Raw genomic sequence first — 13,264 nt, 5'->3', positions numbered from 1 at the left:
CGCTCACGTCGACGGCACGGCGTCCTGACCCGGCCCCACCTCGTCGCCGGACGAGGTGGGGCCGCGGTCCGTGATCCCCAGCTCGTCGGCGAGGAACAGGAACGCCCGCGCATACGGGTGCCCCTCGACGTCCCCACGGATCCGCTCCCAGTCGATCTGCTCCCGCAGCGCACGGACGATCGCCAGCAGGCGACCGAAGTCGCAGGCGTGCTCCCCGAGCACCCGCATCTTCGCCGAGACGACGTCCGTCGCGCTCAGCACCGGCATCCGGACCGCCAGGACCTCGAGCACGTCGGAGCGCGCCAGCAGGTCGCGCGTGATCGGCTCCCCCACCATCCGGAACAGGACGTCCACGAGCTGGCCGTGGTGGTACGCCTTGAACAGCCAGTTCTCCGCGGGCTGCTCGACGACGAGCCCGGCGGCGGCGATCGCGGCCTTCGCCTCGGCGACGTCGCCCTCCGTGACCGCGAAGTCCGCGTCGTGGCTCGGTTCCGGGGCTCCCCTGGCCCACGCCGCGTAGCCGCCGACGAGCGCGAACGGGATCCCCGCGTCCATGAGCGCGACGGCCGTGAGCCGCAGGCCGTCCTGCAGGGCCGTGCGGTCGTCGGGCGGGTCGACGAGGGCACCCTGCTGGCTCGTGGGCTGGCTCGTCGGCTGGCTCGGGGGCTGAGTCATGAGACGAGTGTCTACACGCCGACGCGCGCCGCCGCAGGTCGACCGGGAGAATCGTCAGGATGCGCCTGGCGACCTTCAACATCCTGCACGGCCGGTCCGTGGTCGACGGAGAGGTCAGGCTCGACAGGTTCGCGGACGCCGTCGCCGCGCTCGACGCGGACGTGCTGGCCCTCCAGGAGGTCGACCGCGACCAGCCCCGGTCGCACGGGGCCGACCTCACCGCGCTCGCCGCCGACGCCATGGGCGCTCCCGAGCACCGGTTCGTCGCCACGCTGCACGGTGAGCCGGGCCTGTGGACCGCCGCGACCGGCGACCACCAGCCCGCCCGGGCGAGCTACGGGATCGCCCTGCTCAGCCGCCACCCCGTCCTCGAGTGGCGCGTGCTCCAGCTGCCGACGCTGCGCCGCCGCACGCCCGTGCGCTGGCCCGGGACCCGCTGGCCGACCCTCGTGCGCGACGAGCCCCGGGCGGCCCTCGCGGCCGTCGTGCACGGCCCCGACGGGGTGCTGAGCGTCGTCGCGACGCACCTGACGTTCATCCCGGGCTGGACCGGTCGCCAGCTGCGCCACCTCGTCACGCAGGTCCACCCGCTCACCCGGCCGATGGTGCTGCTCGGCGACCTCAACCTCGACGGACCGGCGTCGATGCGCTGGTCCGGCATGCACCCGCTCGCCACGGCCCCCACGTTCCCCGTCGCCGAGCCGGCACGACAGCTCGACCACGTGCTCGGCGACGGACCCGTGCGCGCCGCAGGCCCCGCACGGGCCGTCGACACGGGCCTGTCCGACCATCGCGCGCTCGTCGTGGACGTCACGCTCACCCACGCATGACGAAGGGCCGGTGCGGATCGCTCCGCACCGGCCCTCCTCGTCATGCGTCAGGACTCACGCAGACGGGGTCACTTGACCTCGCCCTCGACCGCCTTCACCCAGACGTTCTTGTTGTCGGCGCCGTACTTGTAGACGCCGATGAACGCGGACGACGGGTCGTTGTCGGCGTTGAACGGTCCGACACCGGCCTGGCCGGTGTACTGGATGTCCTTGCCGTCCTTGATGAGCGCCACGCAGTCCTTGAACGACGAGCACTTCTCGCCGCCGTCAGCACCGGAGACCGCCGCCAGGTTCTTCTGGATGGTCTCGCCGTCCGTCGCCTTGCCCTTCTCGGCGGCCAGAGCCACGAGGATCGTCGCGTCGTACGACTCGGGGCCGTACGCGAAGTCCTTGAGGTTCGGGTCGACCTCCTTGAGGCGGGCCTGGAAGTCGTCCGACGGGAACGCGCCGGGGATGGTGCCCTGCGCGCCCTCGAGCGTGCCCGGCTGGAAGTCCGCCGAGTAGTCCGCCGTGTTGCCGTCGACCAGGTAGATGTTCTTCGGGTCGACGCCACCGGCGACGAGACCCGGGATGATCTGCTTGGTCTGCTCGAACGCGAGCACCACGACCGCGTCCGGGTTGGTCGCGAGGAGCGCCGTGATGTCCGAGTCGAAGCTGCTGGCCTTCGGGTCGAACTCCTGACCCTTCTTGCCGTACGTGATCGTGCCGCCCGCGTCCTCGACCGTCTTCTCGACGACGTCACGCAGCGACGTGCCGTAGTCGTCGTTGAACACGAGGATGCCGACGTTCTCGTGCCCGTCACCCGTGATGAGGTTGCCGAGCGCCGAGCCCTGGACCGTGTCCGGCGGGGCGGTGCGGAAGTAGAACGGCGAGTATCCCGAGAGCTTCGTGGCCGTGTTGGCCGGCGAGATCTGCACGATCTTCGCGTTCGTGATGTCGTCGACGACGTTGAGCGTCACGGACGACGACGCCGCACCGATGATCGCCGAGACCTTCTTCGAGATCAGCTCGGTCACCGACTGGGTCGCCACCTCGGCGTTGTCGGCGTCGGACGAGTCGGTGTGCTCCACCGTGACGTCCTCGCCCAGCACGCCGCCGGCGTCGTTGATGTCCTTGATCGCCAGGTCGACGCCCGCGATCTCGGGCGGACCGAGGTACGCGAGGGAACCCGTCTGCGGCAGCAGCGAGCCGATCTTCAGCGGACCCGACGCCGCGGACGTCGACCCCTCGGTCGCGTCGTCGTCGCTGTCCCCGCCACCGCTGGAGCAGGCGGCGAGGATCAGGGCGGCAGCGCCGGCCAGCGCGGCTGCACGAACTGCATGTGTCGAACGAATCATGCGTGGTACCCCTCTGTGAGTACTGCGATCCGCAGATCCATGAGGATCCTGGAGTGTGGCGCGAAGGTACTCATTCTTTGTGTCCGCGATGTGAATCCGCGATGGTTGTTGCAGACTTGTGACAAACGGAAGTCCGCTCGACCTGGACACCCGACCGGGGGCGTGACCAGCGCTGACGTTACGACGCACCGCCTCCGACCTGCTCGATCACCGCGTCGGCGACCTCACGCATGGTCAGACGGCGGTCCATCGAGGTCTTCTGGATCCACCGGAACGACTCCGGCTCCGTCAGGCCCATCTTCGTCATGAGCAGACCCTTGGCACGGTCGACCCTCTTGCGGGTCTCGAACCGCTCCGCGAGGTCCGCGACCTCCGACTCGAGCGCCGTGATCTGCGCGTACCGGGAGATCGCGATCTCCACCGCGGGCAGCAGGTCGGCCGGGCTGAACGGCTTCACGACGTACGCCATCGCACCCGCGTCGCGCGCCCGCTCCACGAGCTCCGTCTGCGAGAACGCCGTGAGCAGCACGACCGGCGCCAGGTGCGCCTTGCCGATCCGCTCCGCGGCGGAGATGCCGTCGAGCACCGGCATCTTCACGTCCATCACCACGACGTCCGGCTTCAGCTCGGTCGCGAGCGCCACCGCCTGCTCGCCGTCACCCGCCTCTCCGACCACGTCGAAGCCCGCGTCGCGCAGCGTCTCCACGACGTCCATGCGGATGAGAGCCTCGTCCTCCGCCACGACCGCGCGGCGAGCAGGACGTGCGGGGGCGGCAGTGGCCGCCGGCACCTCGGCCGGGGCCGACGCACTCAGGTCGAGGGCCTCAGGGGCCTGCTCGGTGGGCTCGGGGGTCACGTCGTTGGTCACGGGGACAGCGTAGTGGGCGGGTCCCGTCGCGCCTGCGTGGTTCGACTGTGAGGCAGGTCGCGCCGCGGCACGGCCACCGTCCGGCGGAACGGCGACGCCGGGCTATCCTGCTGACCTGCTCGGCCCCGATAGCCCAACCGGCAGAGGCGTTCGGCTCAAACCCGATCCAGTGTGGGTTCGAATCCCACTCGGGGCACCCTTCTGACCTGCACGGTCGTCTCTCCGTGTCATATACGTGTCATAAGCGCTCGTGTGCATGGCCGAAGGCCGCTACCTTCTCGGCCATGACGAGGCCGGAGCGAGTTCGGCGAGACCACCAGCCGCCGGCCGAGTTCCAAGTTGCTGCACGGCATCTGAGGCGGCTCGCTCGGGCCATGGCCTGGTATCCCGAGCACCATCGCCCGACAGCGCACGCCGGAAGCCCCGCAGCCGTCGAGCTGGCCGACCTTTCGTTCGATGGCTCTTGGGGTCGCGGCACGTTTGAGACGTGCCACGACGCCCTCCCCCGCATGACCCTGATCGTCGACCACCTTCGGGGCCTCGCGGCCACGACCGCGGCACCACAGGTCACCTTCTCCAACTGGTCGCTCGTACGACCGACGCTTGAGGGCCTTGCGACGGTCTTCTGGCTGTACGACCCAGCCATCGATCGCCACGAGCGGGTGCGGCGGCGATTCGGCTTGCGCCTGGTGTCGCTGACCGAACAGATGTCGATGGTGCGGCCCTTGGACAAGGTCGCCGCCGACGAGATCGCAGGACGGATGCTCGAGATCAAGTCGACCGCACAGGTCCTCGGCATGGCGTACAGGCAGCGAAAGTTCGCCGACGGACGCATAGCCGCCTCGTTGGATTCGCCCGTACCCAGCAGCCAGCGACTCATCGACGATCTGATCGCTGCTAGCACGACGACGCGCGGCTACGGCCCCTTCATCCATCGGATGACGTCCAGCGTCTCCCACATGCAGACCCACGCTGTCCATCCGTTCGTAGCCGAGACTCAGGACGGTTCCGAACCTGGCCTGGCGAGCGTCAGGGTCGGGCTGAGCTTCGGGACCTACTCGGCGGTCGTCGGATCGGTCGTTCTAGGGACGCAGCACACGATGCTGCGGCTCTGCGAGTACTACGGGTGGTCACGGACCCCATGGGACCGAGAGGCACGGCCGGCTATGGCGCAATGGCTGCGATGGTTCCAACAGTTCGGAGATGCCCGCTAGTCGCCTCTCGGGCGGAGCCGCCGGATACGCTCAAACGGTGGACGACACCAGGCGCGCCGAGCTGCTGGGCAGGGTGGCACTGGCGGGTACGGCTGCGTCTGTCGCGACCAAGAATCCTGCAGCTGGCGTCGTCGCGGCGGCCTTGGTGCCACTCGTCGAGCTCGTGCACTCTCGTTGGCTCGACAGACAGCGCCAGCGTGCGAGCGATGTTCTGGACCAAGCTGTCGCGCTCGCTGCCATCGCGGACGACGAGTTTGTCGAGCGCGTCTGCGCCGATCCGGAGCGGCTTCTACTCGCCGGCGAGGCGCTCAACGTCGCCGCGCGGACCATGCTCGAAGAGAAACGCGACGCGCTGGCGCGAACCATCGCAGTCGCCGCCACGGCTGAAGACGCGACGTCGCTAGATGGCGAACTCATGTGGCTGAGGATGCTTGCCCCACTCGAGGCCGTTCATCTCCGCGCGCTTGAGGCTCTCGCCATCGCTCGGCGAGACGGCGCAACCATGCAGGACTGGATCCTGGATCGCCAGACACAGCTCAGGACGGCGATCAGTGGGCTTGAACCAGTACTCCAAACGCACGTCCTCGACACCATCGTGAGTGGTGGGCTCGCCCGTAAGAGGTTCGGGGACGACTACCCAACGAGCTACGGCCTGTCGACCGGCGGATCGGCCGGCGACCGCTTCTGGGAGATCACTGTCGTTGGGCGCCAGATGGTCGGAAGGGTGTATCGGCGGGCAGACGAACTCGCCTAGGCGGCCGCTCCGGGCAGTGGGTGTCGCAGCACGACCGGGAGGAACGTCAGTCGAGCAGGGCGCCGTTCGTCGCCGCTTCCGCTGACCTCGTAGTCTGAGCGCCGTGCCGGCTCCGACTCGTCGATCACGCGACGTGTTCGCGGGTGCTCTCGGATGGCCGTGCACGCTCTCTCGATGAGAGTGGTGGCGTCGCTCGGCTGGTCGAAGAACACTACGAGCGCGACGCGCGCCTGGCGCCACAGGGTGTACCGAGACAGAAGCTGCTCGACGCCCGCCTCCAACGCTTTCGAACCACTCCACATCTTGCACTCGCCCACGAACGCGTCGCGGTCACGCCACCTCAGAAGAAGATCAGACTTTCCGTCGCCGATGAACGTTTCCCCTGTGACGAGGCCCTCGTAGCTGCCGTTGAGGACGCAAAGTAGAACGTCCCTAAGGGTCTCCTCGTCGCCGCCAACGAGCCGTGACGCTGCGGCGGGCGAGCGTTCCAGAGATCGGCCGAACGCGCCGATCGTCGCGACGACACCATCGGCGAGTCGCTCCTCCAGAGCCCACTCTGGTGTCCCATCTCCGGCCGCGGCGGTGACCGCCGTGAGGGACAGGTGCCTCGCGTGCACGGGCACGAGCGCAGGCCCGGGCGTGGGCGCGAGTGGGATCGCGAGCTCTGCGAGAGCACCACGGAGCATTCGGGTCATCTGCCAACGTGGCTCGAGCTTCTCGCGTACCGCCTCGGCGAACTCGATTTGCTCGCGTGCGATCGCTTCGTTTGCTTCATCCTGCTGCTCACGTAGACGCGACTCGATTGCGTCGATCCCCGATTGAAGGTCGGCGGCGGTGAGTACGGCGCCGGGCTTCGGCGTCAGCGTGAACGAGAGCTCATGCTGGTCGCCCGACGACAAGTAGCCATGGCCGAGGCGCCCGACATCTCCGGTCGCCGGGTACCGAAGTGCGATGTGTCCCTGGCGCGGTGGCGAGTAACGACGGTCAAAGGCGACCTCGACGAGTCGTGGTCCATGCTGGTCGAGCAGCGCCTGCAGGAGCGCGTCTAGCGGCTCCTCCGCGAGCGTCTCTTCCGATATCTTCCTCGCCTCGTGGAGCGCATCCTGCAAGCGCTGGGCACTGCTCGTGTCGATGTGGACCACGGTCGGAGAGTAGCGGCCCCCGCTGGCCCACTCGGGGCATGTCGGCCGTCTAGCGTCGATCAACGCACCGGGTGGAGCCAACGGTACGGTCAGCTTCGTGAGCGAGGTTGCCCCGCACGTACAAGAGGCGATTGAGCAGTTCGTCGTGCCCACCGGCCGAGATCTCCTCGAGGCTCGCGAAGTGATCCTCGACGAGCTGGCAGACGGCACGACGAGACACATCAACGATCTCACCAGGTCGATGAACTCCCGGCGCAGCATCGGCGTACCTCGCTACGACGAGCAACTCGTCATCGCGTACTCCGACGGCGCTTGGCCTGCCCCGACCGGCAACGAGCCGCCCTTGGTCCGCAAGCGCGTCGAATACGCCGTGCGGGAGAGTTTGGCCGGACTGCTGCGCGAAGGACTCGTTGTCCCGACGGTCGGGTCCGCATACGGGGAAGGGACCGACTCGATCACCGTGCACCGGACGACCGGCGGCTCGTCCACTACCGGGCCGGTGAGTTTCGCAAGCCGCGTCGTGACCTTCGACCTGGACCGCGGGAACTGCCGCTGGCGACTCGCGAGTCCGACTGCGACCCATCGCGCCCTACTCGCCCGGACCGACATCGCCGACGGTCTCGACGACCTTCTCGGCGCTCGCGGGACAGAGGTGTTGCGCGAAGCGGTCAGGTGCTTCTACCAGGGCCGGTTTCTCGCGGCCGTTGACCTGCTTGCCGCCACATCCGAAGCCGCTTGGTTCGGAGTCGCGTCCGCTGCGGCCGGGCGGGACGCGAGACTAGACACGCTCGTCGCACAGGGTGAGATGGTGGCAACCGTCATCGAGCGAACGACAGCGGTCCTTGCGTCGGAGCGCATTCTCGCGCCAGCAACGCGCAACGATGTCCGCGCTCAAGCAGCTCGCTACCGCGATCTTCGTAACTACGGGCTCCATCCCGTTGGCGACAGGGACGCCGACCGCGAAGACTCGTTCAGCGAACCCGGAGCCGCCGCGCTCTTCTTGACGGCGAGGCGTTACCTCCTGCAGCTCGGCGAAGCACGCACCGCCCTGCTCGCGACGGGCCCCTCGAATTGACGTCCTCCGAATGAGGTCAGTGCCGCGGACGCCTTCGGCGGCAGCTCGGGTGGTCCGCCCTACCGCACAGCGTTCGGGCTGAGAGCGGCCACGGGCCGTAAGATCCCGTCGAGGTCTGCACGCCTGACTCGCACCAACCGAGTGCCGATCTTGACGGCAGGGAGCTCGCCATCGGCGATCAGACGCCTGACGAACCTTTGTGTGACAGCGAGTTCGTCCGCGACGTCCGCGACGGAGACGAACGCTGCCGGATTCGATTCACTCGGTGATCTGGCCATGATTTCTCTCCCTCGTGCTTGAACGGCCCCGATCTCGGCGCCGCTTCATTGCCGGGCGTCGTGCAGCTCGGGCCCGGCCGCTCCGTCGAACTCCAAAAGCGCGCCGCGACGGCTCCATGTTCGTCAGATCCGCACTCGGTCCAGCCCGCGGCCGTCAACGACCTCAGTCGGAGTTCCGCAGCAGTCCTCAGCCGCTAGGCAATCTCGCAGGCCGGCACGGAGTGCATGCAACCGGCCAGCGGCTGCTCCAAGTCGAGCAGGCCCGCCGCCTGCTAGAGGGACACCACTTCTCCAGCGCATCGGAGCTCGACTTCTCTAGCCCCGTCCGCCAGTCGCACCATGACGTGTCGGCTCCTGGGCGCGAACCGCGGATCATCCGGCATCACATCGCAGGTCAACACCTCGGTCGCCGCCATGGCGGGGCGCTCTGTAGCGGCGGCCCCACGACGACCTCAGTGACGAACGAACGCCGGCTCGTCAGCTGTCTCGTTCGGGTCCGTGTTCATCAGTCGCCATGGGGCCACCTTTCAGGCGTCGCCGATACGCCTCGCGCAGTTCGCCCAACTCATCACCACAGACACGTCTATCGGCACAGAACAGCCCTTCGGTCGTGCGAACCTGGCAACCTCCGAAGGCTCCGCCCGGATGCCAAACGATCGGCTGCTTCGCGGGCCGGTCGGTGGGGCGCAGCCACGAGGTGATCGCGCAACTTCCTTGCTGCCTCCCCTGTGCGGCGTCAGCGAGCGAAGTTCGCGTTCGAAGTCAGAGCTCGATCGCCTTGGAGGGACGGTTCGGCAGGCGACCGACAACCGGCGCCAGCTGGCCGCCAGCGCGACGCTCCGCATTGGTCACCGCGACGACGACGGCCTCGTGGATCCATGCGGAACGGCTCAAGAGCCGCCCTGCGGCGCGGTCCTCCACGATCGCCTCGTCGACAGCGTGGAGAGTCGCCGGCGGGAGCTCGTGCTTTCGGTTCTTGCCCTCAGCGCGCCCAAGACGTGGCGCCGCCCGGACTCCGAGATCGGCGCGCCCCGCGGGGCCGCGGGCCACATGCGCCTCGAGCACCCACGCCAACCAATGCACGAAGCCGGCTGGCGCTCCCGGCTCGTGGTCGAGGTCGCAGACATAGGCCGAGCGAGCTGCGTCCCACGTCGCCGGGTCCCACCACGCACCGACCGCAACGGAATCCGCCATCGCAACCACCTCCGCTAACACCGTCGCTGCATTCCCGGCTCGGTCATCCGTGTTGCGCCACGCGTTCGGCGACCCAAGCGCCCATCGGATCCGCCTCGAGGCGACCCGCGCCCGGACCGCCCGTGGCGCGTTGACCTGCACCCACGTTGTCCACAGCCCACCGATCGCACCCGCCCCGACCCGCTGACACGAGGAAGATTACAGGTGCAGTTCCTTCTATTCCATGACTGGAGACACAGCAATGACCGACACGATCACCACCGTTGCGACCTACGAGGTCGGGCACCTGTACGAGGTCGCTCCCGGTGACCTGAAGATCGGCGCGAACGTGCGCGTCGACCCCCACCCCGACGCCAAGCAGTTCTCGGCGTCGATCCGAGCGCGCGGGGTCATCGAGCCCGTTACCGCCTTCCCGGACGTGGACGGCACGCTGACCGTGCTGCGCGGGCAGCGGCGCACCATCGTCGCGACTCAGGTCGGCACGCCGACCATCCCGGTTCGCGTGATCGCCCCGCCTGACGAGGCCGACCGCATCACCGACCAGATCACTGAGAACCTTCACCGGGAGGCCATGCACGAGCGCGAGACGCGTGACGGCATCGAGCAACTGGCGCTGCTCAACCTCTCCGCCGCGCAGATCGCCAAGCGCACTGCCGTCGCCCGACCCGTGATCGACGCCGCGCTGACGGTCGCTGCGAGCCCGGCGACCCGAGAGCGGATGGACGCCGAGGGCTACACACTCGAGGAGGCTGCGATCTTCGCGGAGTTCGAGGACGACGCGGTCGCGATCGCTCGGCTCACGTCTGCGTGCACCAACCTCGGGCAGCGCGGTCGCCTCGCGCACGTCGCCCAGGTACTCCGTGACGAGCGAGCAGAGCGCGCGGCGCTGAGCGCCGAGGTCGAGCGGCTGCGCGTCGAGGGCCTACCCGTCCTGGACCCGCAGGACGCGCCGAGCAGGTACGACCTGTACCGCCTCCGCCTGGACGAGCTGCGCGATGCCGACAACGAGCCCGTCCCGCAGGAGACGTGGCCCACGATCCCCGGCGGGGCGGTCGTCATCACCGTCGAGTGGTCGGACGAGGACGACGCAGACCACGACGACGAGGCCGAGGGCACCGAGCCAGGCGAGCCGCACGCGGTGTTCGTCCCGGTCTGGATCTGCACCGACCCGGACGCGGCCGGCCTGCACTACGGCTGGCGTCCGAGCCCTGTCGCCGGCGAGGACAACGCCGGCCAGGACGTCGAGGCGCGCGCTGCTGCCGAGCAGGCCCGCCAGGAGTCCGAGTCTGCCGAGCGTCGCCGCGTGCGGACCAACAACGAGGCGTGGCGCGCCTCGGAGGTCGTGCGTCGCGAGTGGCTGAGGGGTCTGCTCGCCCGCCGCACCGTGCCCGCTGGCGCGGAGGCCCTGATCGCGCGAGCGCTGCTCACGCGCGAGTACAGCCTCACGGCAGCGCTGGACCGTGGTCACTCGCTGCTCGGCGCACTGCTCGGCCAGCGCGCCGATGGCCTCGCGTCCGAGGCTGCGAACCGCGCCCTGGAGCAGGTGACGACGCCGAAGTTGGCAACGATGCGCACCCTCGCGGTCGTCCTCTCAGCCTGGGAGGCGGCCAGCGGAGTCCACACGTGGCGCAACCCGCGCGCGTACGACGGGCACGTGATGTCTGCGCTCGTCGACTGGGGCTACGGGGCCAGCGAGGTCGAGCATCTCCTGATCCCGGTCCCGAGCCGCAGTGACGACGCCGAGCCGCCGACCAGCCATGACGAGGACGGCACGGACGACCCCGAGCCGGACGCCGCCGCTTGACCGCCACCCACTGACAGGAGTTGTCCGCTGTGGACAACTCCTGTCAGTGGAATAGACGGAATAGACTGGCCTAGCCAGCACAGCCACGACCGGAAGGGACCAGTCCGATGCCGCACGAGATCGAGACCCACGGCGCACAGGCCGCCGCCGTCTTCGCCCGCACCGACGCATGGCACCGCCTCGGCACCACCGTCACCGGCGAGGCGTTCACCGCCGAAGAGGCGATGACCCTCGGCCATCTCGGCGGCTGGAACGTGCACAAGGTCCCACTCACCGCGAGCGAGGTGACCCCAGACGGTGTGACCCACATGGACGTGCCCGGCTTCGCCACCGTCCGCACCAACCCGTTCACCGGACAGCCCGAGCCGCTCGGCGTCGTCGGCGACGCCTACACCCCCCTCCAGAACGAAGAGCACGCCGAGTTCCTGAACCTGCTCGCCGACGAGTCAGGCGCGATCTTCGACACCGCCGGATCGCTGCGCGGCGGACGCCAGGTCTTCGTCACGATGCGACTGCCGCAGTACCTCCTCGTGGGCGGCTCAGACCGCGTCGACCTCAACATCGCGGCGCTCAACTCCCACGACGGATCGGGCGCCTACCGACTGCTGGTCACCCCGGTCCGCGTCGTGTGCGCCAACACCCAGAACGCCGCACTTCGCGACCACGTGTCGTCGTGGTCCATCCGGCACACCCGCAACGCGAAGTCCGCCGTCCAAGCCGCCCGCACCGCCCTCGGCCTGACGTTTGCCTATGTCGACGCGTTCCAGGCCGAGGCCGACAAGATGATCGCCGCCACGGTCACCGACGCCGAGTTTTACGCCCTCGTGTCCGACCTGTTCGGCACACCGGAGACCGACACACAGGCACGGACACGCAACGCCCACACCCACCGGTCGGCCACGCTCGCCCACCTGTGGCACCAGGCCGACACCCAGGACGGCATCCGAGGCACCGCGTGGGGTGCCTACCAGGCCGTGGCCGAGTACGTCGATCACTTCGCACCCGTCCGCGACCGACGCAACCCCGCCGCCGCGCGAGCCGCGCGCGTGCTCACCACCGACGAGCCCGCCCGCATCAAGGCCCGCGCCTGGTCAGCCCTCACCCCCGTCTGACCGAGCGCGACGAAGCGCGCCCGGAGCGGAGACTTCCCCTCGCCCCGGGCGCGCTTCGGCATGCTCACCACAGCGTGAGCTGACGCCCGCTGACTCGACGTAGTTCACGCAGCGCGGCTGCGACGAGCGCCGGATCGCGACGGGCTCGGTCCCGCAAGTCCTGCGCTCGCAACCGAGCCCCGCGCGGGTCCCCAAGCGGTGAGTCAGCCAGCCCGCGCCGGGCCACCCACTCACGACGGTTCAGCGCGTGCGACGACGCGACTATGTGGCCCTCCCCCACTCGCTGGCACAACGGGTTGTCGCACCGGTGCCCCAGCACGGCCACCGCATCCGCTGCCTCAGCGCCCTTCGCCAGCGCGAACGCGAACCGATGTGCCACCACGACGCGCCCGTCACCCAGCCAGAACCGCCCGTGACCGCGACCGCTCAGCGCGCCGGTCCACCACCGGCAACCGCTCCCGTCGACATCCACGACCTTCGACCAGAACCGGGCCACCACCACGGCATCGGCGCACGCCCTGGCCATCGCCTCGCGCGCGCTGTCACCCTCCCGTGCCACCGCCGCCCCCCGCGCCCTTCACCGGTCCTGGCGTCGTGCTGGCCATCGCCACCTGTCGCAGCCGTGCAGCCTCCCGGCTCGTCAGCGCATCCCACGCGCAGCGCTCGACCGCCTCCGCGAGTGTCAGCCCTTCGGCCCGCGTCAGTGCGAGCAGCGCAGCACCCGCGCGCCGCTCGCACGTCTCCACCACGGCATCTCGCTCCGCGAGCGCCGTCACCACCTGAACGCCGAGCGTGTCACGCCGCCGCTCCTGCTCCGCTCGCCGCTGGCGTCCCCTCGCCTGAGCATCCAGCGCTGCACGTCGAGCCCGCTGCCTTGCCGTCTGATCCGCCACCGCTCATCCCTCCCGCTTCGCCGGTGCCACCGAAAGCCGAACGGGCCACCGTCACGCTCACGACCTCCGTCCCCGCGACGGCTCCCCA

The 13,264-nt window shown here is 69.3% G+C and carries 13 protein-coding genes and 1 tRNA gene; 7 read left to right on the top strand and 7 right to left on the bottom strand.

Annotation, left to right across the window (positions count from 1 at the left end; genetic code table 11):
- Positions 1–3 precede the first annotated feature (3 nt).
- Positions 4–675, bottom strand: coding sequence for a hypothetical protein (locus Cch01nite_RS20405; protein WP_239071153.1), 672 nt, complete (start codon positions 673–675; stop codon positions 4–6).
- Between the two features lie 59 nt (positions 676–734).
- Between Cch01nite_RS20405 and Cch01nite_RS20400 the strand changes: the two genes are divergently transcribed.
- Positions 735–1,505, top strand: a complete 771-nt coding sequence (locus tag Cch01nite_RS20400) for an endonuclease/exonuclease/phosphatase family protein (protein ID WP_203758345.1) — start codon at positions 735–737, stop codon at positions 1,503–1,505.
- Positions 1,506–1,573: 68 nt separating this feature from the next.
- Here Cch01nite_RS20400 and Cch01nite_RS20395 read toward each other — a convergent pair whose 3' ends face one another.
- Both Cch01nite_RS20395 and Cch01nite_RS20390 read right to left on the bottom strand, forming a co-directional pair.
- On the bottom strand, positions 1,574–2,842 hold the full coding sequence (locus Cch01nite_RS20395; RefSeq protein WP_203758344.1) for an ABC transporter substrate-binding protein: 1,269 nt from the start codon (positions 2,840–2,842) through the stop codon (positions 1,574–1,576).
- Between the two features lie 178 nt (positions 2,843–3,020).
- Entirely contained in the window at positions 3,021–3,710 is a 690-nt protein-coding gene (locus Cch01nite_RS20390; RefSeq protein WP_203758343.1) for an ANTAR domain-containing response regulator, read from the bottom strand.
- 122 nt (positions 3,711–3,832) lie between these two features.
- On the opposite strand from Cch01nite_RS20390, the gene Cch01nite_RS20385 reads away from it, so the two are divergent.
- From Cch01nite_RS20385 to Cch01nite_RS20375, 3 genes are all read left to right on the top strand, one after another.
- A tRNA-Leu gene (locus Cch01nite_RS20385) sits at positions 3,833–3,906 on the top strand.
- Positions 3,907–4,219: 313 nt separating this feature from the next.
- Complete coding sequence (locus Cch01nite_RS20380; protein WP_203758342.1) at positions 4,220–4,924, top strand: hypothetical protein; 705 nt, start codon at positions 4,220–4,222, stop codon at positions 4,922–4,924.
- A gap of 37 nt (positions 4,925–4,961) precedes the next feature.
- Positions 4,962–5,678, top strand: a complete 717-nt coding sequence (locus tag Cch01nite_RS20375; protein ID WP_203758341.1) for a hypothetical protein — start codon at positions 4,962–4,964, stop codon at positions 5,676–5,678.
- Here Cch01nite_RS20375 and Cch01nite_RS20370 read toward each other — a convergent pair.
- Complete coding sequence (locus tag Cch01nite_RS20370) at positions 5,675–6,820, bottom strand: hypothetical protein (protein ID WP_203758340.1); 1,146 nt, start codon at positions 6,818–6,820, stop codon at positions 5,675–5,677. The two genes, Cch01nite_RS20375 and Cch01nite_RS20370, sit on opposite strands and share 4 nt — an antisense overlap.
- A gap of 97 nt (positions 6,821–6,917) precedes the next feature.
- On the opposite strand from Cch01nite_RS20370, the gene Cch01nite_RS20365 reads away from it, so the two are divergent.
- Positions 6,918–7,895 (top strand): hypothetical protein, encoded by a 978-nt coding sequence (locus tag Cch01nite_RS20365; RefSeq protein WP_203758339.1) that lies wholly within the window; start codon positions 6,918–6,920, stop codon positions 7,893–7,895.
- A 59-nt stretch (positions 7,896–7,954) separates the two neighbouring features.
- On the opposite strand, the gene Cch01nite_RS20360 is transcribed toward Cch01nite_RS20365, so the two are convergent.
- A complete protein-coding gene (locus Cch01nite_RS20360) occupies positions 7,955–8,173 on the bottom strand; it encodes a helix-turn-helix domain-containing protein (protein ID WP_203758338.1) in 219 nt (72 codons plus the stop codon).
- Between the two features lie 762 nt (positions 8,174–8,935).
- The gene (locus Cch01nite_RS20355; protein ID WP_203758337.1) at positions 8,936–9,367 is read right to left on the bottom strand and encodes a hypothetical protein; all 432 of its coding nucleotides are present in this window, start codon (positions 9,365–9,367) and stop codon (positions 8,936–8,938) included.
- A gap of 241 nt (positions 9,368–9,608) precedes the next feature.
- On the opposite strand from Cch01nite_RS20355, the gene Cch01nite_RS20350 reads away from it, so the two are divergent.
- Complete coding sequence (locus tag Cch01nite_RS20350; protein WP_203758336.1) at positions 9,609–11,171, top strand: ParB/RepB/Spo0J family partition protein; 1,563 nt, start codon at positions 9,609–9,611, stop codon at positions 11,169–11,171.
- A gap of 107 nt (positions 11,172–11,278) precedes the next feature.
- The gene (locus tag Cch01nite_RS20345; protein ID WP_203758335.1) at positions 11,279–12,283 is read left to right on the top strand and encodes a DUF932 domain-containing protein; all 1,005 of its coding nucleotides are present in this window, start codon (positions 11,279–11,281) and stop codon (positions 12,281–12,283) included.
- Positions 12,284–12,825: 542 nt separating this feature from the next.
- Here Cch01nite_RS20345 and Cch01nite_RS20340 read toward each other — a convergent pair.
- On the bottom strand, positions 12,826–13,176 hold the full coding sequence (locus Cch01nite_RS20340; RefSeq protein ID WP_203758334.1) for a hypothetical protein: 351 nt from the start codon (positions 13,174–13,176) through the stop codon (positions 12,826–12,828).
- Positions 13,177–13,264 lie beyond the last annotated feature (88 nt).

The sequence above is a fragment of the Cellulomonas chitinilytica genome, assembly GCF_016862675.1.
Taxonomy (GTDB): domain Bacteria; phylum Actinomycetota; class Actinomycetes; order Actinomycetales; family Cellulomonadaceae; genus Cellulomonas; species Cellulomonas chitinilytica.
This window is presented reverse-complemented; position numbering and strand designations above follow the sequence as displayed.